Raw genomic sequence first — 26583 nt, 5'->3', positions numbered from 1 at the left:
AAATTAATGACATATTTTAGAAAAATCCTTCAGTTTGCGAAGCCTTATAAACACTTCGCAGTATTAAATATCATCTGTAATATTTTTTATGCCCTATTTAGTACCCTTTCTTTTATTGCGCTCATCCCTGTAATTAATATTCTGTTTGATGAAAATGAGCGCGTAGACCGCAAGCCGGTTTGGGAAGGTTTAAAAGGGATCAAGGATTATACTGTAGATTATTTTAATTATCACGTGAGCCAGCGGGTTGCAGAGGATGAACTCTCTGCCCTTATTTTCATTTGTGGGATTGTGGTGCTGCTGTTCTTCTTAAAGAACCTTTTTGGTTATCTGGCGGCATTTTTTATTACGTTCTTAAGAAATGGAGTACTGCGCGATGTAAGAGATGCATTATATGATAAGATACTTGCGTTGCCTGTTGCTTATTTTTCTGAAAAGAAAAAGGGTGATACGATCTCCAGGATCACGGCCGATGTGAATGAGGTCCAATTTTCCTTTCTTTCTATCCTGGAATTGATCGTAAGAGAACCTCTTACTATTATATTTACCATCATCGCTATGCTTATGATAAGCGCGAAGCTTACGCTTTTCGTTTTTATATTTCTCCCGGTCTCCGGATTTATTATTTCCATCATTGGTAAAAAGCTTAAAAGCCAGTCTCACCAGGCACAGGAGGAAAATGGTCATTTTCTGTCTATCGTTGAAGAAACCCTGTCCAGCTTAAAGATCGTGAAAGGTTTTAATGCTGAAAATCAATTCAGAAAGAAATTCCAGGATTCTACTAACCGGCTAAATAACATACTTAACAGCCTGGTAAACCGCCAAAACCTTGCTTCCCCTGCCAGTGAGTTCCTGGGGATCTTTGTGATCGTGGTGATCCTATGGTTTGGAGGAAATATGGTGCTGGTAGATGGCACCTTAAATGCTGCGGCATTTATCGCCTTTTTAGGTCTTGCTTATAACATCCTTACCCCTGCTAAACAAATCTCCAAAGCTTCCTATAGCGTTAAAAAAGGAAATGCGGCAGCAGAAAGGATCATTGACGTACTGGAAACCGAATCGACTATTAAAGATGCTCCAAATGCCACAACTATTGAAAGCTTTGAAGATGCGGTAGAAATAAAAGACATCAATTTTAAATATGAGGATGAACCCGTTTTAAAGAATTTTAGCCTTAAGGTTCCCAAGGGAAGTACTGTGGCATTGGTAGGCCAGTCCGGTAGCGGCAAATCTACAATAGCCAATTTGGTTACGCGCTTCTATGATGTTAACGAGGGAAAGATCGAAATTGATGGTCATGATATAAGGCATTTGACCAGGCATTCCCTGCGAAACCTTATGGGGCTTGTGACCCAGGATTCTATTCTATTTAATGACACTATCCGAAATAATGTAGGACTTGGAAAAGAGAACGCTGGTGAAGAGGAGATCATAGAGGCCTTAAAGATCGCAAATGCCTGGGAATTTGTAAAGGACCTGCCAAAAGGGCTGGAGACAAATATTGGAGACAGCGGGAACAAATTAAGCGGGGGCCAGAAGCAGCGGCTCTCTATTGCCAGGGCCGTGCTTAAAAATCCGCCAATTATGATCCTGGATGAAGCTACCTCTGCCCTGGATACAGAAAGTGAAAAGCTGGTGCAAAAAGCATTGGAGAATATGATGAAGAACAGGACATCCATTGTCATTGCGCACCGGCTTTCCACAATTCAAAATGCAGATATGATCGTAGTTATGCAAAAAGGTGAGATCGTGGAGCAAGGTAAACATGAATACCTTTTGTCTCGTGAGGGCACATATAAGAAGCTTGTAGAAATGCAATCCTTCGAATAAAAACACTTATAATTTTATTACAACCTCCCGGAATAAATTCCGGGAGGTTTTTTTATGCTCTTTAATTTGCGGCCCTGCCACCCACTCCCGCAGTTATGACTTAAAGATACGCCTGGGTAATATTCCCTGGTAAAATATTTTTAACTAAGTCTTAACTATATTAAGCAAACCGCCCCTCCTCCTCACTTCGTAGATATAGTGTAATTAACAAAATCAAGATTATGAAAAAACCAGTAATTAAAGTGCAGCAAAAGGAAATTGCAGCAAAGGGAAGTAATAATTCCAGAAGGCAATTTCTCAAAATGGGAAGTATTGTCGTTGCAGGATCGGGCCTTTTGCTTGCCTGTAGTAACGACGATGATGATATGGGAATGATCCCTGAAGGAGATGTCTTTGACCTTGGAAGTGGTGATGTAGGTATATTGAATTATGCTTATGCCCTGGAACAACTGGAGGCAGCCTTTTACACTAGTGTCCTGGACGGGTCTTATTGGATGAATGCCGGTGCCGAGGAGAGGTTGGTCCTTGAAGACCTTTATAAACATGAAGTTATTCACCGGGAATTTTTTAAAGCTGCCATAACAGGAGCAGTAAATGGTGATACATCAAAGGTATTACCTGAACTTGAATTTGATTTTTCAGCAGTAGATTTCAGCAGCAGGGATTCTGTATTAGGAACAGCCAGGGTACTTGAAGACACCGGGGTTGCAGCATATAATGGTGCAGGAACACTATTGCAAACGCCAGGTTTTCTTGTGATTGCAGGGAAAATCGTTTCAGTAGAAGCCAGGCATGCAGCAGCAATAAGGTCCCTTTTTCTCGATGATCCCAAAGCATTTGCCGGGGATGAGGTGGTTGATGAAAATGGACTTGACCTTGCAATGACCCCTTCAGAAATTTTAACCGCAGTTGGGGAAACCGGTTTTGTAAAGACAGCTTTTACGGCAAACCAATTACCTACAGGATAAAGAGAGACTAATTAACCTTAAAAAACACATTATGAATATTATAAAATTATTAGATGAATTCACCTCAGAGCGTCTTTTGGAAAAAACTTCCTCAAGGAGAGATGTATTTGGAACTTTTGGTTCATTAGGAAAGAAAGCTGCCCTGGCCGCCATCCCTTTTGGAATGGCAACTTCAACGGGAAAAGCTTTCACAGCACAGGACCAAAATGCAGCAGTAAGTGCATTGCAACTGGCTTTAACCCTGGAATATCTGGAGGCTGAGTTTTACATTAAAGCCCTGGACTCTGGTGTATTACCTGGTGGAGGCCGTGCAGAAGCCGTGTATCAACAAATTTCAAAACATGAAACGGCTCACGTGGAATTTTTAAAAGCCGGTTTAGGCGAGAATTCTATAGATTCTCCGCAATTTGATTTCACCGCCGGGGGCGCCTTTGATCCTTTTAATCAAAATGGCGCAGGACAGGAAGTGGCGTACGCTCAACTGCTTGCACTGGCACAGGCTTTTGAAGATACAGGCGTTAGAGCTTATAAAGGACAGGCAGGAAATCTCATGGGCACCCCCTTCCTGACTCCCGCTTTACAAATACATTCTGTAGAGGCAAGACATGCTTCAGAAATTAGAAGATTAAGAGCCAATGTAATGGGAATGAGCACAGAGCAAAATGCTCTTGGATGGATCACACTTGATAACCGTGGGCCGGGAATGCCCGAAGCTACCCAGGCTGTGTACAACGGGGAGGAGAATATTACCCAGGGAGGTGTAGACCTTGTGGCTGCAACAGGCTTTGATGCCGTTGTTGTATCACAATCCTACGATGAACCTATGGATGGAGAGACAGCAGCCAACATTGCCAGTTTATTCATTGTTTAAAAGAATCTTGGTTGGTTGTTGCTTAAGATCGCCTGGAGAAATTCAGGCGGTCTTTTCCATTTAAGTGTATTAAATAACTTAACCCTTCCTAAAAATAACTTTCACTACTTAATTATCTAAGAAAATTCTATACATTTAAACTTCAAATCCCTCAATGCAACAGGACCTTCTTATTTCCCGGCTACAAGCCGGTGATGAAAAAGCTTTTGAACGTATATACTTTCTTTATTCTGAAAGCTTATATGGTATCATATATAATATAATTAGGGATGAGAAAGTTGCTGAGGAGTTGCTGCAGGATGTCTTCCTTAAAATATGGAATAATGCTTCTTCCTATGATCCTAAAAAAGGCCGATTTTTTACCTGGGTCCTGAATATTGCGAGAAATGCCTCCATTGACCGCTTAAGATCGAAAGATTTTAAAAACAGCAAGGGAAATCTTAGAAGTGAAAATTTTGAAGATATCCTGGTAGCCCAAAGTAATTCAATTGGCAAAATCGATGCTATTGGACTTCAAAAATATCTTGACAGGATTGGACCGGTATGTAAAAGGCTTATTGATCTTTTATTCTTTAAGGGGTTTACCCAAAAGGAAAGCGCAGAAGAACTTGATATTCCACTTGGAACCGTAAAATCCAGGAACAGGGTTTGTATAGATAAATTAAGAGCTCACATAATCTCACCATGAACGTAAAGGAGTACATATCGTCCGGAATCCTGGAATTATACGTGTATGGTGCCCTTACTGAAGAGGAAAGTGCCGAGGTTACGCGTATGATGCAAAAATATCCTGAAGTAAAAACGGAAGTGGAGGAAATTGAAAAAGCTCTCATAGAGCTTTCAGCGGCTGCCGCACCGGGAGATACTGAATCATTAATACCTGCCGTAAAAAGATTATCTCAACAGGAAATTAGAACCGAAACTTCTCGCAAGAACTGGTCTGCTTACATGGGATGGGCTGCCAGTCTTATATTTTTGGTTGGACTATTTTTTATGTACTACCAAAACCTTGAACTAAGAAGATCCCTGCAGGCGGTTCAGGTTGAAAATGCGCAAATAGAAACCCAAATTGCAAATGCCAGGGAAGATGCTGAAAAAACCCGGGAACTACTTAACGTTTTACGAAGCAGAAATATAATACAAATTCCCCTGGAAGGCCAGGCTCCCGCACCTGAAGCCTTTGCTACAGCCTACTGGGATAAGGAAAATAATGTAACTTATATAGACGCGGCAGATCTCCCTGCTCCCCCACAAGGAATGGTTTACCAGGTGTGGTCACTAAAAATGCAGCCTCTTACTCCTACCAGTCTTGGTTTGCTGGATTCCTTTGAAGACGATGAAAATAAGATCTTTCGACTGGAAAATATAAATGCATCTGAAGGTTTTGGGATAACCCTGGAACCTGAAGGCGGTAGTGAAACTCCCACGCTTGAGAGATTGTATACCCTTGGAGTGGTTTCTTCCTAGAACTATCTTCATCACTAGGCCGCAATTCCACAATGAATAAGATTTTCTTGTTTTTTGAGCTTTAAAATAAACACAGAAGGATAAGACTATTCCATCATTATAATAATCTATAGATTGTTATAATCCTTTCTCATAGACAAGGTTAAATTACTCCTGGCCAGGTTTTCAAAATATTTAATTGAGATAAAAAGAAAAACCAACCTTGCTTGATCCAAAATCAGTGTTCAAATAGAGCACAAAAAAAATGGATGAAGTAGGTTCATCCATTTTTAAAACTATTTTCACCTTGGGGCAAATGAAAATAAAAATTGATTCAAGTAATTTTTTGTTGGGGCAAAAAAAGATTAAATCGTTATTGATACTTCAAAGATACACGAAAAAAACAATCCACCAAAAAAAATATGCTTTTTATCTTATAATTTTACCTTTCATCGATTAAATACAATTTCATTCCTACAAATTCCTACAATTATTGCTGTGATAAATGTGATTTATAATTAAAAGTTTTACATAACTTTATCCCTGCTTTTAACCGGAGTACCAATTGGAAACCCCAGAAGATTTATTATTAATACGTCTCAAAGACTCTTCATCACGTGACGAGGCTTTCCGGGAGCTCCTGAGGCTGTATAAGGAACGGTTATACTGGCACCTTCGCAATATGGTCAAGGACCATAATGATACAGATGATATCCTGCAAAATACTTTCATCAAAGTCTACCGGAATATTGAGAAATTTAAGGGAGAAAGCAAATTATATTCCTGGATGTATCGTATTGCAACCAATGAAGCAATTACTTTTTTGAATAAAAAATCACGCTCCCTTCAGTTATCATCAGAAGATTTACAAAATACCCTTATCGATAATATTGAGAGTGATGTTTATTTTGAAGGGGATGAAATTCAATTAAAATTGCAGCGGGCCATTGCCACCCTGCCTCAAAAACAACAGCAGGTTTTTAATATGAAATATTTCCAGGAGCTCAAATACCGGGAGATGGCTGAAATTCTTGAAACAAGTGAAGGAGCCCTTAAGGCTTCCTACCATATTGCAGCAAAAAAAATCGAAGATTTTTTAAAATGCAATTAAACCATTGTTAAGAAAATTAGTCAAATAATAAAATGAAAAGGAACAAGTTACCATATTCGCAAAAATCAGGGTTCCAGGTCCCGGAAAATTATTTCCAGGATCTTGAGGATAGGATCATGAACAAAGTAACAAATGATGAAAGTTCCCTTGAATACCTTAAAGGACAATCGGGATTTGTGGTGCCGCAGGATTATTTTGAACAATTTGAAGGAAAAGTTATAGATAAACTGGGACTGGATACTCCCGATAAGAAAGTTATTCCTTTGTGGAAAAAGAAGAAGTTTTATTATACTACAGCGGTTGCAGCAGTTTTTATAGCCATAATCTCTACTGTTTTGTTTAACCCTGTGCTACCAGATTATACAATGGAGAATATAGAACTTGCAGCCTTTGAGGAATATATTGACCGTGGTTATATCGATCTTAATTTTAATGAGATCTCTGCTTTCATTACAGAAGAGGGATACGCCGGGGATAGTTTTAATACCGCGGAACTAAGTGATGAGGAAATGCTGGATTATTTAAACGAAAATGTAGAAGATCCGGAATTATTATTTGATTAATCTATGAAGAAATTACTAATATTTTTAAGCTTATTTCTCGCTGTATTTTCCGGGCTGCAAGCACAGGAAAAACACGATCGTGAGAGCCACAGGCAAAAGATCAAAGCCTTGAAGGTTGCTTATATCACCGAGGAACTCAATATGAATACAAGGCTTGCTCAAAAGTTCTGGCCCATTTATAACAAGTATGAGGAGCAAAAACGGGAACTATGGCGAAGAGAACATATTGATTTGGACGAAGCCGAGAAGTTTACCGAAGCTCAGGCACAGGAAATGCTTAAGGAATATCTTGCAGTAGAAAAGGAAGAATACATTATTAAGAAACAATTATTTGCCGATCTCGGTAAAATTCTTACCGCCAGAGAGATCATAAAGCTTCATAAGCTGGAAGCAGATTTCAACAAAAAGTTGCTCAAAGAATACCGAACCAGAAAAGAGAACAATAAAAAATAATAACTATCCCTGCAAATATCACTTTCCTAAAGTGATGCAATGAAATTCCGGTTAATTTTAACCGGTTTTTTTTTTACTTGAACTTCAGCCGTGCGAGCCTGTTCTTTCCACCTGCATATGCAATAGAATCATTGAGAAATCTAATTGTATAAAAACCTTCTTCACTTAAGGTATTCCAATTCTGGCCTCCGTCGCTGGAATAGGATATTCCCGTGAATCCTACTGCAACTATTTCCCTGGCGTCGCCATTGGGTATGTACCTTATGCTGCTTTTATAACCGGGGTCCTGCCCGTCACCAATAAGCTCCCAGGTTTTCCCTCCATTAGTTGTTATTGCCTTGTTAGCTTTATTCCCTTCAGGATTGGTATAATCCCCACCTATTATCATTCCCCTTTGCTCATCATAGAAATCTATACTATAGCCACCGGTTGTAGAAGTACCCTGGATTAACGGAGTAGAAAAGACCTCCCAGGTAGCGCCTTTATCGGGGGAATAGAATACTCTTGAACTCATCCCACCGCTAAGGATCCACGTGTGATCCCCAACCACGGCGATATTGGAATTACTGGCAGCAAACGCTGCTTCCCCCTCCCTTGTTTCGGGTAATTGCTCACAGGAAAGTTTCTTCCAGGTCCTGCCCCCGTCCCTCGTAATGATGACAGATAAGCAATTCCCTGTAGGATCACCCATACCTATACCCTCTTCATCATTCCAAAAGGTCATGGAATCATAAAAGACATTCTCATGTTCTTCCATATAAACAAGTTCCATTCTGCCTGTATCTCCCGTTTTATAAAGCAAAGCCGGGTTTCCTACACTAAGCATGAAAAAGTCATCGCTGGTACCGGAAACCGCTCTAAATTCAGGTTTAATTGAGTCATATTCCTGTACGTTTGTGCGCACTACCCCACCCTGCGAATCAAAAAGACCATATATACCATTATTGGCTGCAAAGGCCAGGTCGCTACCCATGATCTCAATAGCCCTCACACTTATGGAGTCTTCGAGAAGTACCTCTACCTCCACATCAACAAATGGCTGTTTTTCATTTGAATTACAACCAATTAACAGAAAAACTAATAAAACGCCTAATACCTTCATTCTTAGAATTTGCTCCAAATATAAAATATTAGGTGGCAAATTTGAGTACCTTTGCAGCCTTATAATAAAAAATATGCGCTTACACAGGAATTTAGTATTTGCAACCATTGATGCCCTAGCAGAAATTTTCAACGAAGGGAAATATGCAGATAAAGTAATAGAAAAAACATTAAAGAGAGACAAACGCTGGGGTTCCCGTGATCGTAGTTTCATAGCTGAAACCACTTACGACATAGTAAGATGGAAGCGTTTATATACAGAAATTGCCGAAGTTAAGGCACCCTATTCTCGTGAAAATCTTTTTAGATTATTTGCCGTATGGGCTACATTACGTGGTGTTAATCTCCCAGATTGGAAACAAATCGAACCTACTCCCAGCAGAAGGATTAAAGGTAAATTTGATGAACTTAGCAAGATTAGAAAGTACAGGGAATCTGTACCAGACTGGCTGGATGAGCTAGGGGTAAAAGAACTGGGAGAAAAGGTTTGGGAAAAAGAGATCCACGCCCTTAACCAGCAGGCCCCCGTGGTACTTCGCACCAATACATTAAAAACCACCCGAGATAACCTTAGAAGTGCTTTAAAGGATGAAGGCATTATGGCAGAACCTATCAAAGGTTTCCCTGAAGCTTTGCAACTTGAAGAAAGAGCTAATGTGTTCAAGACCGAAGCTTTTAAAAATGGGTTCTTTGAGGTGCAGGACGCTTCCTCGCAGCTTGTTGCAAATTTTCTTGAGGTGGAACCAGGCATGCGCGTGGTGGACACCTGTGCAGGGGCCGGTGGCAAAACCCTCCATGTTGCTGCCCTTATGGAAAATAAAGGACAAATCATTGCTACAGATATTTATGAGAATAAACTCAGGGAACTAAAAAGACGCGCCAAGCGTGCAGGAGCACATAATATTGAACCAAGGGCCATAGATTCAACCAAGGTAGTAAAGAAACTATATGGTACTGCAGACAGGGTCCTTATTGATGCACCCTGTAGCGGGCTGGGGGTTTTAAGCCGTAATCCCGATGCAAAATGGAAACTGCAGCCGGAGTTCATTGAAACAATAAAAAAAACCCAGGAGGAGATCCTAAATACTTATTCAAGGATCCTGAAACCGGGAGGAAAAATGGTTTATGCCACCTGCTCTGTCTTACCATCTGAAAACCAGGAGCAGGTCGAAAAATTCCTGGCGGGGGAAGCCGGCAAAAGTTTTAAGCTGCTTAAAGACCAGAAGATCCTTTCATCAGAAACCGGATTTGATGGATTTTATATGGCCCTTTTGGAAAATACCGCAAAATCATAAGGCTGGTTGAGAAAACTTCAGGGTAAGGCATCTTTTCACCATATAGAATTTTCGAAAAAAATAGTATCTTAAAATAAATTTCAGCCTATGAGAGGAGCCTTATTTTACCTGTTTGTAATGACCTTTATTTTTTCTTCCTGTGAAAAAGATGATGCGCGGGAACCCATTCTGGTAGAAGAAGAATTTTCACCAGATCTATTCTTTTCAGAATATATTGAAGGCACCTCTTTCAACAAAGCGCTGGAGATCGTCAATCTTACCGGCAGGGACATCGATCTTGGTGCTGAGGGATATTCTATAAAAAAACAATCGAATGCTGCGGGTGACTGGACCGGGGAATTACTTCTTACAGGCACCCTGTTAAGGGATAATGTATACGTAATTGGTAATGAAGCAGCTGTTTTACCAGAAATCCTTGAAAATGCCCACCTGCTCAGGGCAGGTGCTCCTATGGATTTTAATGGTAACGATCCTATTGGTTTATTTAAGGAAGGAATCCTAATTGATGTGATAGGCGAGGTAGATAATGATCTGGATTTTGGAAAGGATATGACCCTGAGAAGGAGAGATGATGTAACCGGGCCTACTTCCACCTATCTACCAGATGAATGGGATATCTATGAGGTAGACACTGTAGATGGCCTGGGATATTATTAAGCCTTACAATTCATCTTCCCTCACCATCTTTCGATCATTTACTTCCTGCTTAAAAACTACACTTAATTAATCTCTTTAAATATCATCATTTAGTTGTAAAAATCTTAAATTTGGTCCTTCCAAAAACAACACTAAACAACGCAGGATGATCCTTTTCTTCGGAACCCAAACCGCTAAGGTTTACGCAGTAGAAACCCATACAGCGCTAACAGCAGCCTCAATTACTAAATTAAACTGGCTTTTTGGCAACGCGCAATTCCTCAACAAATCTGCCCTGGCAGATTTTTTTGTTGGTCCCCGTGCCGCAATGATCACTCCCTGGAGTACAAATGCTGTGGAGATCACCCAAACCATGGGTATTAAAGGAATACTTCGTATTGAAGAATTCCTTAAAGTTGATCCTCATTTTACCAATTACGATCCTATGCTTTCCCAGAAATATGAAGGACTGGACCAGGAAATTTTCACCGTGGACACAAAACCACAACCGGTCATTGAAGTAGAGGATATAGCCGCTTTTAATAAACAGGAAGGCCTGGCTTTAAATGATGAAGAGGTCGAGTACTTAAATAAACTGGCAAAGAAACTTGAGCGTAAGCTTACAGATTCTGAAGTATTTGGATTCTCACAGGTAAATTCTGAACATTGCCGCCATAAGATCTTCAATGGTAGTTTTGTAATTGACGGGGAAGAAAAACCTTCTACGCTTTTCAAACTCATCAGGAAAACATCAGAAGAGAATCCCAATAATATAGTTTCTGCCTATAAAGATAATGTAGCCTTTGTAAAAGGACCACGGGTAGAACAATTCGCTCCCAAAAGAGCTGATGTTCCCGAATATTACACAGCATCGCAATTTGACTCTGTCATTTCCCTAAAAGCTGAAACCCACAACTTTCCAACTACCGTTGAGCCATTTAACGGGGCAGCCACAGGAAGCGGCGGGGAAATTCGCGACAGGCTCGCAGGAGGAAAAGGTTCCCTCCCACTTGCAGGTACGGCGGTTTATATGACTTCGTATTCGCGTTTGGATAACAACAGGAAGTGGGAAAAAGGTGTTGAGGAAAGAAAATGGCTTTACCAGAGCCCAATGGATATTTTGATCAAAGCTTCCAATGGAGCTTCAGATTTTGGCAATAAGTTTGGCCAGCCTTTGATCACAGGATCTGTATTGACATTTGAACACGAGGAGCACAACAGGATCCTGGGATATGATAAAGTGATCATGCTGGCAGGTGGCGTTGGTTATGGCAAGGCAAGCCAGGCCATTAAGGATGTCCCTAAGAAGGGAGACAGGATCGTTGTCCTGGGAGGTGAAAATTACCGTATTGGAATGGGAGGAGCCGCAGTATCCTCTGCCGACACAGGTGAATTTAGCAGTGGTATAGAACTTAATGCCATTCAAAGGGCAAACCCCGAAATGCAAAAACGTGCAGCAAATGCCATAAGAGGTATGGTTGAAAGTGAGCACAACCCTATTGTTTCCATCCACGACCACGGGGCAGGTGGCCACCTTAACTGTTTGAGCGAACTGGTGGAGGAAACCGGGGGGAATATAGACCTGGATGCACTACCGGTTGGAGATCCTACCCTTTCAGCTAAAGAAATAATTGGTAATGAGTCCCAGGAGAGAATGGGCCTTGTGATAGGAGAAAATGATATGGAGATCCTTAGAAAGGTCTCAGAAAGAGAGCGGGCACCAATGTATAATGTTGGGGCAGTAACAAACGATCATAATTTTAAGTTTGAAAGTGGAAAAACGGGGGAAAAACCAATGGACCTTTCCCTGCTGGATATGTTTGGCAGCTCTCCAAAAACGGTAATGAATGATGTGAGCGTGAATAGGGATTATGCCGCTCTGGAATATACTGGCGACCAGTTAACCAACTACCTGGAACAGGTGTTACAACTTGAGGCCGTGGCCTGTAAAGACTGGCTCACTAATAAAGTTGACCGTTGTGTGACCGGTCGGGTTGCAAAACAACAAACAGCAGGGCCCTTGCAACTACCGCTTAACAATGTTGGGGTGATGGCCCTTGATTATAATGGTAAGGAAGGGGTGGCAACTACTATTGGCCACTCCCCTGTCTCGGCCCTTGTGGACCCCGTGGCAGGTTCCCGGAATTCAATTGGGGAAGCATTATCCAACATAGTGTGGGCACCCCTGGAAAATGGCCTTAAATCTGTTTCCCTCTCTGCCAACTGGATGTGGCCCTGTAATAATGAAGGTGAAGATACAAGACTATATGAGGCAGTCCAGGGAGTATCAGACTTTGCCCTGGCACTTGGGATCAATGTCCCTACGGGAAAGGATTCCCTTTCGATGAAGCAAAAATATAAGGATAAGGAAGTACTTGCGCCCGGTACGGTGATCATTTCTGCTGCCGGTCATTGCGATGATATTACCAAAGTTGTGGAGCCTTTGCTGCAAAAGGATGGAGGCCCAATTTACTACATAAACCTTTCTGGCGATGATTTTAAACTGGGAGGATCCTCTTTCGCCCAAATTCTTAATAAAGTTGGAAATGAAGTTCCAACAATAAAAGATGACAAAAAGTTTGCAGCTGCCTTCAATGTCATCCAGGCATTAATAAAACAGGATCTAATACTAGCCGGTCACGATGTGGCATCTGGTGGATTGATCACTACTCTACTGGAAATGTGCTTTGCAGATGTGAACCTGGGAGCTAATCTTGACCTTTCAGAATTAAAGGAAGAAGATATCATAAAGCTTCTTTTTAATGAGAACTGCGGAATTGTTTTCCAGGCCAGAAACACATCTGTTGAAGAACTTTTTACTGAAAACGATATAGAATTCTTTAAAATTGGATCGCCGGCTGAAGGTGATACCCTATCTATTAAGAATGGAAGCCGGGATTTTGAATTCAACATTCCAGCTCTTCGTGATACCTGGTTCCAAACCTCATTCTTACTGGATCAAAAACAAAGCGGACTGGACAAGGCAACAGAGCGATATAAGAATTATGTTCACCAGCCACTCGAATTCAAATTTCCTGAAAATTTTACAGGAAAACTGCCGGGACTGGATGCATCCGGGAACAGGATCAAAGCAGCAGTAATTCGTGAAAAAGGATCTAACAGTGAGAGGGAAATGGCGCGGGCGATGTACCTGGCAGGTTTTGATGTGAAGGATGTGCATATGACAGACCTTATAAGCGGCCGGGAAACCCTGGAAGATATAAGATTTATTGCTGCTGTGGGAGGTTTTTCCAACTCAGATGTACTTGGAAGCGCAAAGGGCTGGGCAGGGGCCTTTTTATATAACGAAAAAGCCAAAACGGCCCTTGACAATTTCTTTGCAAGAAAAGATACCCTATCTATTGGAGTTTGTAATGGTTGCCAGTTGTTCATTGAACTTGGACTTATAAATCCTGATCATGACGAAAAACCAAAGATGCTTCATAATGCTTCAAAGAAGTTTGAATGTACCTTTACCTCTGTAGAGATAAAAGAGAACCATTCTGTAATGCTTGGTTCCCTTTCTGGCACCAAACTGGGAATATGGGCGGCACACGGGGAAGGGAAATTCAGCTTTCCATACGCGCGTGAGCGTTATAACATCGTAGGAGAATATGGATATGATAAATATCCATCCAATCCAAATGGGTCCAATCATAACACAGCTATGCTTACAGATGATACCGGAAGGCACCTGGTGATGATGCCACACCTTGAACGCTCTACCTTCCAATGGAACTGGGCCTATTATCCAAAAGGAAGAAAAGATGAAGTAACCCCATGGATAGAGGCATTTGTAAATGCCAGGAAATGGCTGGAAGAGAAAAAATAGTTTTTGGACATAAAAATTACTAAAAAGCCCCATTCGGGGCTTTTTTAATTATTTACCATCTCTTTCACCTTTTCCTAACACAAACTCTTTTTCATTTTTTTTACCTTCTTTAGAAACACAAAGCGACTATGAACACAAAAGAGAGGGATAAAAAGTATTTTGGAAGAGGAAATGAAGCGCTCGATTTAAAAGTGACTAAAGCCAAGGGAAGTCTTATTTATGATGAACAAGGTAATAAGTATATAGACTTCCTTGGTGGAGCGGGGGTTGGAAGCCTGGGATGGGGCAATGAGGAAATTGAGAATGAAATAAGGAAAAATGACAGGCCGGCATATGTTTATCCCAATTTCTATTATGAACCCTGGACACAACTTGCAAAATTACTGGCAGATCTCACCCCTACTCATTTAACCACAAGCTTTCGTACCACAGGAGGATCTGAAGCTGTAGAGGCTGCCATGCAAATGGCAATGATGTATACAGGCAGGAAAAAATTCATATCTGTAGAAGGGAGTTATCACGGGAATACTATAGCCTCTATAAGCCTTGGAGCTTCTTCAAAACATAGCAGCTTTCCTAATTTGCTTCCGGGTTGTGAAAAGATCGATCTTCCCCTGGATGATAAAGCACTTAAAACATTGGAAGAAAAACTAAAGGACCACAGCCTTGCTGGATTCATTATGGAGCCGGTTATTTGTAATTTGGGGGTAGTGATCCCATCTTCAGAATTCATGGAAAAGCTGGACAACCTTTGTAAGCAATACGGGACCCTGCTTATTATGGATGAGGCTATTACAGGATTTGGCCGAACAGGTAAAATTTTTGCTACTGAACATTTCAACATTAAACCAGATATGATATGCATGGCCAAGGCAATGTCTGCAGGCCACGCGGGTATAGGTGCAGTGATAATAACAGATGAAATTGCAAATAAGGTGGAGGAAGATGTTGGTTTATACTCTTCATATGGCTGGCATCCAATAAGTGTGGACGCAAGTCTTGTAGCTATTAATTACCTCATTGAACATAAACAGCAATTATTTAATAATATTAAGGAAACAGGAAAGTTTTTTGAACAGCAATTAAAGGATATAAATTTTAACGCTGAAACAGAAATAAGGATTAAAGGGCTTGCTATAGGGGTTGATGTTAAAGACCAGGAATACGCTACTCAAATAAGGAAGAGATCCCTCCAACACGGTCTTTTAATGGATACCGAAGGCAGTAGCCTGGTTTTCTTTCCGGCACTTAACATAGATATAAAAACTGCCAAGGAAGGGCTTGAAATTCTGGAAAAAAGTGTTGAAGAGCTTAATAGGGAAAATTAGAACTATTGTTGCCGGAATAAAGAACAAAAATAGTTGTTAGGTTTTTACCTGTATAAGCATTCATTATAAAAGCCTGGAACGGTATCTATATAAGATTAAGAAACTTCAGGTTTTGTTCGGGGAGATAAGCTAAATTTTTTCGCCGCTAAGGTTTAATTCCGATATCCAGGAGTGTCGAACAGGTTGGGCAGGCGCAGTGATCCTAACTCTTCTATCTGAAAAAGAATTGATAAGAACTCTCAATATTTTAACGAAAGTAACCATAGGTTTAACCTTCTGCTCCTGCTTTAGTGCTTAATTAACAATAGTTTAGCCTAACCTTAATACATATCCCTTAACCTATATGGTAATTTCGTAGGTAGTGTTTAAAGCAATTACTAATCAAAAAATTAAAATTATGGCAGAAATTAAAATTGAAAAGAAAAAACCTATTTGGCCATGGATCCTGGTAGGATTAATCATTCTTGGTATTATTCTTTATTTCCTATTTGCGGGAAATGATGATGACATGGACGACATGGACGATAATAGAACAGAGCAGGTTAGTGATACTACTTATACAGATGCTCAAAGAAGAGATAATGATAACTCTACCATGGGATGGGATGAGACCTCACGTGATACTCTCAATGATGACAGTGTATCAAATTATCTTTCTCACGTGGGAGACCGTGAGAGAATGGGAGTAGACCACGAATACACTAATAATGCTTTGATTCACCTTATAGATGCTGTTGAAGCCAAAGCTGCAGAAGTAAATATGGATATTGATAAGGATCTTGAGGAAATGAGAGATGAAGCAGAGGCGATCACTCAAAATCCCCAGGCAACAAATCACGCCGATAAGATCAAGGAAACCGGAAATAAAATTGTCGATGTACTTGAAAGGATGCAGGAAGAAAACTTCCCAAACCTATCTGGGGATGTTGAGGATGTGAGAACTGCACTGCAGGATATAGATAGCTCTACACTAACCCTGGAGCAAAAAGAAGAAATTAATTCATTTTTCAGAGAGGCAGCAGATGTCCTGAGAAGTATGAGTAACCTATAAAATAAGATATTATGGCAACTAAACATGAAAATAAAAATAAACACCTTTTTTACCTTAATGAACTATCAGATTATAAAATAGCAAGTGATGATCCCGATGTAAGAGGTTGGCAGGTGAAGGATAAAGACAATAGGGTAATTGGTAAGGTAGATAACCTGCTTGTGAATAAAAAAACAGAAAGGGTGGTTTATCTGGATGTTGAAGTGGATAATAGCATAATCGAGGCAGATCATGATCCTTACGGTCAACCTGCAGATAGCGATGTCCACGAGTTTATCAATAAGGAAGGAGAAAATCATATTATCATTCCTGTTGGCCTTGTGAATTTAAATGATGACCAGAAATTTGTTTATACAGACAGGATCAACCACCAAACCTTTGCAGAGACCAAACGAATTGAAAAAGGAGCGAATGTTAACAGGGAATATGAAGTGGTAGTTCTGGATTCCTACGACAGGCATAGAGGTGACCATGATCGTAGAGACAGAGATCGAACTGTCGACCACAATGACAGGAGAGACAGAGACAGGGACAGAGATGAAACTCAAAGAACTGTTGTTACCGGCACCACGGCAGATGATGACAAGAGAAGCCATGATGACAGAACAAATGTAGCCGACAGTCGCCAGCACGATTCTGCTTTTAAGGAAAACGAGAGACGTGAGGCCCACAGGGATGATCATGGTAGGAGAGATAACGATGCAACTTATCGCAGTGATCGTGACAGGGGAAGAACTACAGATGATGATAACTTCTATGAACGAAGAGAGTTTGATGGTTCCAATTACCGAAGAAAAAGGTAAATGAAATCATTTTTGTTGAGTGTAAAAGCCCGTTTGCCAAGTGTCAAACGGGCTTTTTTTTTAAAAAAACCCTCCCCAATTAATCTATAAGTGATAATTGGATCCTTTTGGATTCAAGATTTACATCCAGTACCTTCACGGTTACCTGTTGATTTAGTTTTACAACAGCATTTACATCACTTACAAAACCTTTTGCAAGTTTCGAGATATGCACCAGGCCGCTTTCTTTTATCCCAATATCTACAAAACAGCCAAAATTGGTGATATTATTAACAATTCCTGGCAGGCTCATCCCGGCATTCACATCTTCAATTGTTCTCACCGAAGGATCGAATTCAAAAAACGATATCCTTTGACGTGGATCAACCCCCGGCTTTACCAATTCCTTGAGGATATCCCGTAATGTTGATAACCCAAGATCTACCTGGATATAATTATTAGGTTTAACCTTCTCCAAAATATCTGTATTCCCAATTAATTCCTTCACCTCAAGATCAAAGTCTCCGGCGATCTTCTTAACCAGGTCATATCTTTCAGGATGAACGGCAGAGTCATCAAGAGGGTTTGTTGAATCCTTTACTCGAAGGAATCCGGCAGCTTGCTCATAGGCTTTAGCCCCGAGCCTGGGAACTTTGAGCAACTCTTTTCGGTTTTTAAAAGGACCGGTTGTTTTTCGATATTCAGTAATATTTTCTGCCAGTGCAGGCCCTATTCCTGAAACATATGAAAGCAACTCTTTACTGGCTGTATTTAAATTAATCCCTATTCGGTTTACACAACTCATAACAACAAAATCGAGTTTCTCCTTTAGTTTTGTTTGGTCGACCTCATGCTGGTACTGTCCCACTCCTATAGATTTAGGATCTATTTTAACAAGCTCTGCCAGGGGATCACTTAACCTCCTTCCAATGGATACAGCTCCTCTTACTGTAATATCATAATCTGGAAATTCTTCCCTGGCAACCCTGGAAGCAGAATACACAGAGGCTCCGGCCTCGTTGACCACATATACCTTTACATCCCTGTCAAATTTTATGCTCTTGATAAAATGCTCTGTCTCTCTTGAAGCAGTTCCGTTTCCAATAGCAATTGCTTCTGTTTGATAAGCATTTACCAAAGACCTTAGCTTTTTACCGGCAAGGGAGCCTTCTCTTTGAGGAGGATGAGGATAAATGGTTTCATTATATAATAAGGAACCATTCTCATCCAGGCATACAACTTTACAACCAGATTTAAAACCGGGGTCAATTCCCATGATGCGTTTTTCCCCTAAAGGTGGTGAAAGCAGCAGCTGTTCCAGGTTAGAGGCAAAAACCTGTATGGCATCTGCGTCGGCTTTATTTTTTGCTTCACCCAGAAATTCATTATAAAAAGATGGCTTTAGTAACCGGTTGTAGGCATCTTCTACAGCATCTTTCAGCAGTTTATTTTTACCTTTTTGAAAAGACCTAAGAATTCTTGAAACTGCCTCCTCCTGCTCTACCTCGATCTTCAGCCTTAAGTATCCTTCCTTGGACGCCCTGTAAATAGCAAGAAATCTATGGGAAGGTATATTTTTTAATGATTCTTCCCATTCAAAATATTGTTTGAATTTTTGAGCTTCAGCCTTATCTGCTTCAGCTTTTAGCACCTTTGAAGTTATAACGGCCCGGGACCTATACAAGTTCCGTAAGGCTGACCTCACTTTTTGATCTTCGTTAACCCTTTCAGCAATAATATACTTAGCCCCCTGCAAAGCATCATCTATGGATTCTATTTTAGCATTGAGGAATTTTTTTGAGATTTGTTTTATATCTTTTTCCCTTTGCTCAAGGATCATTGTTGCAAGCGGTTCTAAACCCGCTTCCCTGGCTGCATCTGCTTTTGTTTTTCTTTTCTTTTTAAAGGGTAAATAAAGGTCTTCAAGATCGCTAAGGCTGGTGCTCCTGCTTATTTGATCCCTAAGATCCCCGGATAAAGCGCCCTGGGCATCAATGGCTTTAATTATTGCCTGTTTTCTTTTTTCCAGTTCGAGGTGTTGTTTGTAGAGGTCATGGATCTTCTCTATCTGCACCTCATCAAGATTCCCTGTTTGGTCTTTCCTGTACCTGGCAATAAATGGAATAGTGGCATCATTCCTGAGCAGTTCCACGGTATTTTCAATAGCCTTTTTAGGAAGATCAAGACCGGCCTGGATAAAAAAAGTTGCGTTCAAAATTAAATGGATTAATGAAGTAGCGAATATAAGAGAATCAAAGGAGAATGGGCACTGGCCCATGACTTTCATACCAAACTAAAAATCCGCACCTAAAATTTCTTCAGATCAAGAAATTGAGACCTTACACAGCAGCTTTTCCTAATAACCCTGTTTTCTTTGATTTAAGTAAAGATCAAATAATCCCTATGTTTTTGGAATGCAGGATCGCCTTGTCGCTCCCTAAAAAATAGCAGGTTTCTACATTAAGGCTCTCAATATTCTTCAGGACAGAATATACTTTGATTTTTTGCTTTTTTCCGGTTTGGCGCAGGTAGACCGCTTTAATATTTTTTGGAAAAATCTTACATATACGCTCATAAATATAGGCATCATGCTGGGAATCATCTCCTAATAGTACATACTGAAGATCTGGATAAAAAGAGATTATATCCTTTATCTTTTCAAACTTATGATTGTGACTGCCCCTGCCGGTGAAAAGAAAATCTGAAATTCCTGTCTTTATCTTCTTAAGCTTTATAACCGCTTTTGGTAACCCGTGCATTTCAGCAAAATCATTTATGAATCCATACAGGTTCCATTCACTGCTGGAAACGAAAAAAAATGAGTTGGACGCTTCCTTGCTGTCCTGCCCTGCTATACTTAAATGTTGGTAATGCTTTACCACATCATCAAAGATCTTGCGCTTATTTATATTTTTTAGTAACATCACATATAGTTTTTTGAAAAAACTATTGCTGTGGGAAATTAGAAAGGTGTCATCAATATCAGATATTATTCCCACTTTACTCTCAAAAGGCTTTAAAAGCTCTGCTCTCTCAATAATACCTAATTCATTTATCTTGCATGAGACACAGTACTCATGCCAGCCGCTCTCAAGCTCTTCATGAAAAGGAACATCAAATCTAAAATAACCGTCATCCAGGGTTTTTGTTATTACCTCAAGATTTTTGAATTTAAGTTTAATAGGGATGTTCTTTAAGGGCTTTATGCGAAACATATGAATAATAGAAAAGGCATGTTTTATACCCCGCCTGTCTGTGCGATACTTATCTGGTGCCCAGGATTCAAATACATGTCCAAACACTACCAGGTGATTATCGTTCACATAACCCCTGTATAATTTTAAATCAAATTTCACCCTATTGACTTTTTATTAACTCTAATTTTCTCCAAAATAATTAATTTTAGCTACAAATTAAAGCAATGGGAGCGATAAAGAATGTTTTGCTGGTGGTTAATCCAATTTCGGGGGCTATGGACAAAACAGATCTTATAGAGGATATTAAAAAAGAGGTGATCAAAAAGCAAGCAACTCTTTTTGTTTTTGAAACCTCTGGCAGAGAGGATGTATTTAATTTAAAGGAAAGGATCAAAGAATTGAACCCCAGCCGTCTAATTGTAGCGGGCGGTGATGGTACTATAAAACTTGCAGCTGAGGCTTTAAAAGATCAGGATATTCCCCTGGGAATAATTCCGGCAGGATCTGCCAACGGCCTTGCTTTTAACTTAAAATTACCTGCAACCCTTCCAGAGCAAATAACGGCCGCTTTTGGAGATAGTTTTAATTACCTTGATATAATACTGCTTGATGGTGATTATTGTCTTCATATGAGTGATTTTGGAGTTAACGCAGAGCTTATTAGGAGGTATGAAAAATCCAGCATAAGAGGTAAATGGGGTTATTTCCTTCAAACTGTCCCAACTCTTTTGAACAGCGATTATCCTTTTAAGTTCACGGTAGAAGCTAATGATAAAGTCTTCGAAGCAGAGGGTATTCTCCTGGCAATAGCCAATGCCAGTTCCTATGGCACAGGAGCTAAGGTCAATCCTAAGGGTAAACTTGATGATGGATTTTTTGAGATCCTCATTTATAAGGAATTTGATTTCATCGAGATCTTAAAAACTTTAAGAAATGTTGTAGATCTTGACCCTGCAGTGGTTGAGGTTATTAGTACAAAGAGAGCTAAAATTACCTGTCATACTCCAGTACCATTCCAGATCGACGGGGAATATCTGGGTAAAAGAAAATCTATTGAAGCCGAAATTATACCCCAAAAACTGCGTATCGCCGTCCTATAACTCTAAATTTTAAATTTTTATTAACACTCTCAAATTTAACTTTTAATAGAAAGTTAGAATTTTGTCAAAATTAGGCAGAAACCTTGTAGTTCCAAGGGTTCTTCTGCTGCACCTCCCCTTACTACCGGCCATTTTTCCCTTGCATAAAATGAAGAAAACTTGCCTAAAAAATGAAAAAATGCTATTACTAAATGGTTTGCGAATATGATATGTTTGATTTTTCGGTTTATTTTTCATTAAATTTAGTAATTGAACTTATCAGGTTTTAACTAATCAAATTGAAAAATGAATTTTATGAAACAAAAATTTCTTAAGGGTTATTTGTTGCTTTTGGCTGTCTTAAGTTTTGCTTTTGTCGAAGCTCAAACAGTCACAGGAACAGTAACAGATGGGGAGATGCCATTACCCGGTGTAAACATCTTAGCGCAGGGTACTTCAAATGGTACCACTACAGATTTTGACGGGGTCTACACCTTGAACAACGTACCGGCAGATGCTGTTTTGGTATTTAGTTTTTTAGGGTATGCAACCCAAACAATTCCTGTTAACGGGAGAGAAACAATTAATGTGACACTTGGTGAAGATGCCTCGGCATTAAGCGAAGTGGTGGTTATTGGTTACGGCCAAACAACGGTAAGAGATGCAACAGGTGCGGTAGCCACTGTGACCGCAGAGAATTTTAACCGTGGGGTGGTTGCTTCTCCAGAAGAACTAATCCAGGGTAGAACTGCCGGTTTACAAGTTACCTCTGCAAGTGGAGAGCCCGGTGCGGGGGTTAATATCCGTATTCGTGGTACAACCTCTGTGCGAGGTGGAAATGACCCATTATTTGTGGTAGATGGAGTTCCACTGGCAGGAGATAATGTTTCTGCAGGAGGAACAAACGTAGGTTTTGGTGATAGTTCACCAAAAAACCCTCTCAACTTTTTAAATCCGCAGGATATTGAGAGTATGAGTGTGCTTAAGGATGCTTCTGCAACTGCCATATATGGTTCCAGGGGTGCCAATGGAGTTGTGATCATAACTACCAAATCTGGTCGTGGAATGACTGGAGGAAGGTTTGATTACTCGACTAATCTGGGTGTTGCAACGCCTGCAAATTCGTATGACCTCTTAAACAGGGAAGAATTTCTTAATGCCTACGAAGGTATAGGTGGGGACAGAGCTGCTGCAGATTTTGGCGGGGATACAGACTGGCAGGATGAGATCACCAGGACTGCATTTACCCAGGAACATAACCTGTCCTACGCAAATTCCTATAATCAGGGGAATTACAGGGTATCATTAGGTTATTCAGATCTTATGGGTATAGTGGAAAATTCTTCTATGGAAAGACTTTCAGGTAGATTGAACATCAATCATCGTTTATTCAATGACAGGCTTAAATTAGGACTTCAAACCGCTGTTTCAAGGGTAAATGATGTACGTGCTCCTATTTCAAATAATGCAGGTTTCCAGGGGGATTTACTTGGAGGGGCCTATAGAGCCAATCCAACTCTTCCAAGCGATCCAGATTCTCCATTCACCGGGCAGCTTAATCCTAATTCGCTCTTGAAGTATACCCTTGATGAAACAGAGACTGACAGGATGTTATTGAACTTTTCTGCAGATTATGAAATTGTACAGGGTCTTTCTGCCAGGTTAAACCTGGGATATGATAAAGCTGAGTCTTATCGTGGTTTCGGAATTTCAGGAGACATTCAGGGGGTACTTAGTGCGGTACCGGGGAACGGAAGGTCTCAGATCAATGAGATTGACAACACTAACAAGCTGATGGAATTTACCCTTAACTATGAAAAAGCTTTTGAAAATTCAAAAATTGACGCATTAATAGGTTATTCTTATCAAGAGTTTGACCGCCAGGGAATCAATGTAAGTGGATGGGGCTTCCAGAGCACTGCAATGGATGCAATGATCAATGATTTGCAGTCTTCCCGCGATATTCTCGAAGGTAGCATCCAGGGATCATATCAACAATATGGGTATGATCAAAATGGAATGTTCGTTAATAGATTATTTCCGAATGTAGTTACAGAAAGACCTACCGCTCCATCTGGATTGGGTGCGAGAGCTGTTGCAGGAGATACCTTCTATACTATAGATGAGCTACAATCTTTCTTTGGTAGGGTAAATTATACTTTGGCAGATAAATATCTTTTCACTGCTACCCTGCGTGCAGATGGTTCTACACGTTTTGGTGGGAATAACCAATACGGTTATTTCCCTTCTGGAGCCTTTGCATGGCAATTAGGTGACGAAGACTTTATTCCCGATACTTTTTCGACTCTTAAGTTTAGAGTTGGGTACGGGGTAACCGGTAACCAGGAAATACCTTACAACTTATACACACCACGTGATAGATTTGGAGGTTTTGGTATAAACGATAACGGGGAGATAAATATCCCGGGAACAGGCCAGGTGACTTTTAGAAATGAAGATCTTAAATGGGAGACTACTTCCCAGACCAACGTTGGTTTTGATTTTGGTTTTATAAACGATCGCCTTAGCGGTTCTATAGACTATTATTATAAGTCCACCACAGATCTTTTATTCCAGACCTTCTCTGCACAACCTGCAGCCCAGGATTTCGTATGGGAAAACCTGGATGCGAATGTAATTAACAAGGGGGTTGAATTTAGCCTGGACTATGATATTTTCCAGGATCAGGAATTCTTCTGGAATGTTGGATTCAACATTGCCTATAATGAGAATATGGTAGAGGATTTCGATGGTTTGATCCAAACTGGAGGTATTAACGGGCAGGGTTTAACTAATGCCTATGCTCAACTTCTGGCAGGGGGACAACCGCTATTTTCATATTATCTAAGAGAATTTGGAGGATTTGATGAAAATGGGCAAACCATATATCCAAATGGGGATGTACAAACCTTTGTGGGTAAGAGCGCCTTACCTACTACCAACCTTGGTATTTCCACACGTATGGAATATCGTAATTGGGACCTATCTGCTTTCCTAACAGGACAGTTTGGATTCTACGTATATAATAATACAGAGAATGCCTTCTTTACTGCAGGAGCATTGAACTCTGGTTCCAACGTTACAAGAAATGTAATAGGAAATGGAGAGGCAGCTAATAATGCACCAGATGTTTCGACCCGTTTCCTTGAAAAAGGTGACTTCCTGAGATTACAAAATGCCACCCTTGGATATAATTTTGAAGTAGGACCAGACAGTTTCCTAAATGCACTACGTTTAAGTGTTACGGGACAAAACCTGTTCCTTATTACCGGTTACTCCGGGTTGGATCCTGAAGTTAATACAGATAAATCATTGAATGGTATTCCTACAGCGGGGATAGAGTATACTAGCTATCCAAGAGCAACAACTGTAACTTTAGGTCTTAACGTGTCATTCTAATAAATAAAAAATAATATGAAAATTAATTTTATTAAATCATCGATTTTGCTTGGAGCGGTGCTAAGTTTTACAGCTTGTACTGATCTTGAGCTTGAAGAGACCGATTCAATTTTCCGTGAGGACAGCGGGGACGGGTTCTCTGGAGTAAGTGATGTTCCCAGTGCTTTGGTAGGTAGTTATGACCAGATAAGAGGGCAGCTGGATACACAGGAGAATTTGTTTGCCCTGCAGGAAGTAACATCAGATGAGATGTTGGTTCCCACTCGGGGAACAGACTGGGGTGATAATGGATTATGGAGAACCCTCCACCAGCATACCTGGGATCCAAACCACCAGTTCATTCTCAATAGCTGGAATGCATATAACAGAAATGTCTTTAATCTTTCTGAAATTATAGCTCCAGAAAGTAATGCAAATGCGCAACAACTGGCTGAGGCCAAATTCTTAAGAGCATTTAGTATGTTTTGGGTTATGGACCTTTTTGGACAGGTTCCTTTTAGAGAAGTAGATGAAGGAGCAGATGTTGATCCAAGGGTTATGACCAGGAGCGAGGCGTTTGATTTTGTTATGAAGGATCTTACAGAAGCTTTACCAGATCTTCCTGCGACTGGTCCGGGACCCGATGCAAATTTCGCAAGTAAGGCATCTGCCCATTACCTTATGGCTAAGATCTTATTGAATAAACATATCTATTTAGGAAATGCTACTGCAGATGCTGCAGATATGACCCAGGTGGTTAGTCATGTGGATGCAATTTCTGATTTTGGTTTTGGATTGCAGAGTGGCTATTTCGAGATCTTTAAGCCTGCAGTAGATACAGAAACTATCTGGTTTACTAATACAGGTGTAGGTTCACGCATATGGAATGGATTGCATTATTTCCAAACAGTTCCCGATAACACAGGGGGAGGATGGAATGGCTTTTCAACTCTTGCTGAATTCTATGATCTGTTTGAGGGAAGCCCTGAGCACAACCACCCTGATGCCGGGCAGGAAGAGCGAAGAGGATTTGTTCCCTACGAAGGTACACGTGTAGGTGAAGGTGATGGTTATTTTGCCGGTGGCAGAGATGACGACGGTGATGGTTTTATTGATGGTTCTGATATTGGAATAGGCTTCCTGTTTGGACAGCAATACGAACTGGACGGAAATATGACTGAAGATCGTGGTGGAAATCCACTTTTCTACACCAAAGAATTACCAGGACTTCTGGGTAATAATGAGAGTACTGGTATTAGAGTACTTAAATATCATCCTACGAATGGTGCGTACACAGGACATATGGTTCTGTTCAGGTATGCAGATGCCCACTTAATGAAGGCAGAAGCTATCATGAGAGGTGGTACAGGTGGAGACGCCCTGGCACTTGTAAATGAGCTAAGGGAATTAAGACAAGCCTCTCCTCTTGGATCTTTAACAGAGCAGGATATGCTCGATGAAAGAGGTAGGGAACTCTATATTGAAATGTGGAGAAGACAGGATCTTATAAGATTTGGACAATTCACTGAAGCATGGGAATTCAAACCTGCAACAGATGATACCAGAAATCTTTTCCCAATCCCATCTATAGCATTAACTTCCAATCCTAACCTGGTCCAAAATCCGGGATATTAACAGGATTATTTAATAATAAAAACGGGG

Annotated in this window: 20 protein-coding genes; 17 read left to right on the top strand and 3 right to left on the bottom strand. The window is 40.4% G+C overall.

Going from position 1 to position 26583, the window contains the following annotated elements:
- The first annotated feature begins 6 nt into the window (after positions 1 to 6).
- The 8 genes from FHG64_RS18560 (at position 7) to FHG64_RS18525 (ending at position 7242) form a co-directional block, all read left to right on the top strand.
- Positions 7 to 1830: an ABC transporter ATP-binding protein gene (locus FHG64_RS18560; protein WP_139067780.1), complete on the top strand. Its 1824-nt coding sequence runs from the start codon at positions 7 to 9 to the stop codon at positions 1828 to 1830.
- A gap of 221 nt (positions 1831 to 2051) precedes the next feature.
- Complete coding sequence (locus FHG64_RS18555; protein WP_139067779.1) at positions 2052 to 2798, top strand: ferritin-like domain-containing protein; 747 nt, start codon at positions 2052 to 2054, stop codon at positions 2796 to 2798.
- Positions 2799 to 2829: 31 nt separating this feature from the next.
- A complete protein-coding gene (locus FHG64_RS18550; RefSeq protein ID WP_139067778.1) occupies positions 2830 to 3669 on the top strand; it encodes a ferritin-like domain-containing protein in 840 nt (279 codons plus the stop codon).
- A 154-nt stretch (positions 3670 to 3823) separates the two neighbouring features.
- Positions 3824 to 4357 (top strand): RNA polymerase sigma factor, encoded by a 534-nt coding sequence (locus FHG64_RS18545; protein ID WP_139067777.1) that lies wholly within the window; start codon positions 3824 to 3826, stop codon positions 4355 to 4357.
- Positions 4354 to 5136, top strand: coding sequence for an anti-sigma factor (locus tag FHG64_RS18540; protein WP_139067776.1), 783 nt, complete (start codon positions 4354 to 4356; stop codon positions 5134 to 5136). The genes FHG64_RS18545 and FHG64_RS18540 overlap by 4 nt, the downstream gene beginning before the upstream one ends.
- Positions 5137 to 5680: 544 nt before the next feature.
- Positions 5681 to 6226, top strand: a complete 546-nt coding sequence (locus FHG64_RS18535) for an RNA polymerase sigma factor (RefSeq protein ID WP_139067775.1) — start codon at positions 5681 to 5683, stop codon at positions 6224 to 6226.
- 32 nt (positions 6227 to 6258) lie between these two features.
- Entirely contained in the window at positions 6259 to 6789 is a 531-nt protein-coding gene (locus tag FHG64_RS18530; protein WP_139067774.1) for a hypothetical protein, read from the top strand.
- A 3-nt stretch (positions 6790 to 6792) separates the two neighbouring features.
- On the top strand, positions 6793 to 7242 hold the full coding sequence (locus FHG64_RS18525; RefSeq protein ID WP_139067773.1) for a hypothetical protein: 450 nt from the start codon (positions 6793 to 6795) through the stop codon (positions 7240 to 7242).
- A 73-nt stretch (positions 7243 to 7315) separates the two neighbouring features.
- Here the strand turns inward: FHG64_RS18525 and FHG64_RS18520 are convergent, their stop codons facing one another.
- A complete protein-coding gene (locus tag FHG64_RS18520) occupies positions 7316 to 8344 on the bottom strand; it encodes a sialidase family protein (protein WP_139067772.1) in 1029 nt (342 codons plus the stop codon).
- Positions 8345 to 8417: 73 nt separating this feature from the next.
- On the opposite strand from FHG64_RS18520, the gene FHG64_RS18515 reads away from it, so the two are divergent.
- The 6 genes from FHG64_RS18515 to FHG64_RS18490 all read left to right on the top strand — a co-directional run bounded on the left by FHG64_RS18515 (position 8418) and on the right by FHG64_RS18490 (position 17288).
- Positions 8418 to 9638 (top strand): RsmB/NOP family class I SAM-dependent RNA methyltransferase, encoded by a 1221-nt coding sequence (locus FHG64_RS18515; protein ID WP_139067771.1) that lies wholly within the window; start codon positions 8418 to 8420, stop codon positions 9636 to 9638.
- Positions 9639 to 9725: 87 nt separating this feature from the next.
- Positions 9726 to 10295 (top strand): lamin tail domain-containing protein, encoded by a 570-nt coding sequence (locus FHG64_RS18510; RefSeq protein ID WP_139067770.1) that lies wholly within the window; start codon positions 9726 to 9728, stop codon positions 10293 to 10295.
- A 145-nt stretch (positions 10296 to 10440) separates the two neighbouring features.
- The gene (gene purL / locus FHG64_RS18505) at positions 10441 to 14106 is read left to right on the top strand and encodes a phosphoribosylformylglycinamidine synthase (protein WP_139067769.1); all 3666 of its coding nucleotides are present in this window, start codon (positions 10441 to 10443) and stop codon (positions 14104 to 14106) included.
- A 128-nt stretch (positions 14107 to 14234) separates the two neighbouring features.
- Positions 14235 to 15434: a class-III pyridoxal-phosphate-dependent aminotransferase gene (locus tag FHG64_RS18500; RefSeq protein WP_139067768.1), complete on the top strand. Its 1200-nt coding sequence runs from the start codon at positions 14235 to 14237 to the stop codon at positions 15432 to 15434.
- Positions 15435 to 15831: 397 nt separating this feature from the next.
- Positions 15832 to 16485 carry a hypothetical protein gene (locus tag FHG64_RS18495; RefSeq protein WP_139067767.1) on the top strand — a complete coding sequence of 218 codons (654 nt, stop codon included), beginning with the start codon at positions 15832 to 15834 and terminating at the stop codon, positions 16483 to 16485.
- 11 nt (positions 16486 to 16496) lie between these two features.
- Positions 16497 to 17288, top strand: coding sequence for a PRC-barrel domain-containing protein (locus FHG64_RS18490; RefSeq protein WP_139067766.1), 792 nt, complete (start codon positions 16497 to 16499; stop codon positions 17286 to 17288).
- A gap of 79 nt (positions 17289 to 17367) precedes the next feature.
- On the opposite strand, the gene FHG64_RS18485 is transcribed toward FHG64_RS18490, so the two are convergent.
- Together FHG64_RS18485 and FHG64_RS18480 are read right to left on the bottom strand one after the other, a co-directional pair.
- A complete protein-coding gene (locus FHG64_RS18485; RefSeq protein WP_394344197.1) occupies positions 17368 to 19482 on the bottom strand; it encodes a Tex family protein in 2115 nt (704 codons plus the stop codon).
- Between the two features lie 175 nt (positions 19483 to 19657).
- Complete coding sequence (locus FHG64_RS18480) at positions 19658 to 20623, bottom strand: App1 family protein (RefSeq protein ID WP_139067765.1); 966 nt, start codon at positions 20621 to 20623, stop codon at positions 19658 to 19660.
- 65 nt (positions 20624 to 20688) lie between these two features.
- Here FHG64_RS18480 and FHG64_RS18475 point away from each other — a divergent pair, with 65 nt between their 5' ends.
- From FHG64_RS18475 to FHG64_RS18465, 3 genes are all read left to right on the top strand, one after another.
- Positions 20689 to 21564, top strand: a complete 876-nt coding sequence (locus FHG64_RS18475) for a diacylglycerol/lipid kinase family protein (RefSeq protein ID WP_139067764.1) — start codon at positions 20689 to 20691, stop codon at positions 21562 to 21564.
- Positions 21565 to 21858: 294 nt separating this feature from the next.
- The gene (locus tag FHG64_RS18470) at positions 21859 to 24942 is read left to right on the top strand and encodes a SusC/RagA family TonB-linked outer membrane protein (protein WP_139067763.1); all 3084 of its coding nucleotides are present in this window, start codon (positions 21859 to 21861) and stop codon (positions 24940 to 24942) included.
- A 15-nt stretch (positions 24943 to 24957) separates the two neighbouring features.
- Positions 24958 to 26556 (top strand): RagB/SusD family nutrient uptake outer membrane protein, encoded by a 1599-nt coding sequence (locus FHG64_RS18465; protein WP_139067762.1) that lies wholly within the window; start codon positions 24958 to 24960, stop codon positions 26554 to 26556.
- The last annotated feature ends 27 nt before the right edge of the window (positions 26557 to 26583 follow it).

This window comes from Antarcticibacterium flavum, from assembly GCF_006159205.1.
In the GTDB taxonomy this organism is placed as follows: domain Bacteria; phylum Bacteroidota; class Bacteroidia; order Flavobacteriales; family Flavobacteriaceae; genus Gillisia; species Gillisia flava.
The sequence above is the reverse complement of the archived record's forward strand: the minus strand, read 5'-3'. Positions and strand labels throughout refer to the sequence as shown.

Bases quoted from the DNA above. Each gene is read 5' to 3' on its own strand.
- FHG64_RS18510 (WP_139067770.1), top strand. From the start codon at position 9,726: ATGAGAGGAGCCTTATTTTACCTGTTTGTAATGACCTTTATTTTTTCT.
- FHG64_RS18530 (WP_139067774.1), top strand. From the start codon at position 6,259: ATGAAAAGGAACAAGTTACCATATTCGCAAAAATCAGGGTTCCAGGTC.
- FHG64_RS18525 (WP_139067773.1), top strand. From the start codon at position 6,793: ATGAAGAAATTACTAATATTTTTAAGCTTATTTCTCGCTGTATTTTCC.
- FHG64_RS18490 (WP_139067766.1), top strand. From the start codon at position 16,497: ATGGCAACTAAACATGAAAATAAAAATAAACACCTTTTTTACCTTAAT.
- FHG64_RS18500 (WP_139067768.1), top strand. From the start codon at position 14,235: ATGAACACAAAAGAGAGGGATAAAAAGTATTTTGGAAGAGGAAATGAA.
- FHG64_RS18515 (WP_139067771.1), top strand. From the start codon at position 8,418: ATGCGCTTACACAGGAATTTAGTATTTGCAACCATTGATGCCCTAGCA.
- FHG64_RS18540 (WP_139067776.1), top strand. From the start codon at position 4,354: ATGAACGTAAAGGAGTACATATCGTCCGGAATCCTGGAATTATACGTG.
- FHG64_RS18560 (WP_139067780.1), top strand. From the start codon at position 7: ATGACATATTTTAGAAAAATCCTTCAGTTTGCGAAGCCTTATAAACAC.
- FHG64_RS18545 (WP_139067777.1), top strand. From the start codon at position 3,824: ATGCAACAGGACCTTCTTATTTCCCGGCTACAAGCCGGTGATGAAAAA.
- FHG64_RS18475 (WP_139067764.1), top strand. From the start codon at position 20,689: ATGGGAGCGATAAAGAATGTTTTGCTGGTGGTTAATCCAATTTCGGGG.
- FHG64_RS18470 (WP_139067763.1), top strand. From the start codon at position 21,859: ATGAAACAAAAATTTCTTAAGGGTTATTTGTTGCTTTTGGCTGTCTTA.
- FHG64_RS18555 (WP_139067779.1), top strand. From the start codon at position 2,052: ATGAAAAAACCAGTAATTAAAGTGCAGCAAAAGGAAATTGCAGCAAAG.
- purL (WP_139067769.1), top strand. From the start codon at position 10,441: ATGATCCTTTTCTTCGGAACCCAAACCGCTAAGGTTTACGCAGTAGAA.
- FHG64_RS18550 (WP_139067778.1), top strand. From the start codon at position 2,830: ATGAATATTATAAAATTATTAGATGAATTCACCTCAGAGCGTCTTTTG.
- FHG64_RS18465 (WP_139067762.1), top strand. From the start codon at position 24,958: ATGAAAATTAATTTTATTAAATCATCGATTTTGCTTGGAGCGGTGCTA.
- FHG64_RS18495 (WP_139067767.1), top strand. From the start codon at position 15,832: ATGGCAGAAATTAAAATTGAAAAGAAAAAACCTATTTGGCCATGGATC.
- FHG64_RS18520 (WP_139067772.1), bottom strand. From the start codon at position 8,344: ATGAAGGTATTAGGCGTTTTATTAGTTTTTCTGTTAATTGGTTGTAAT.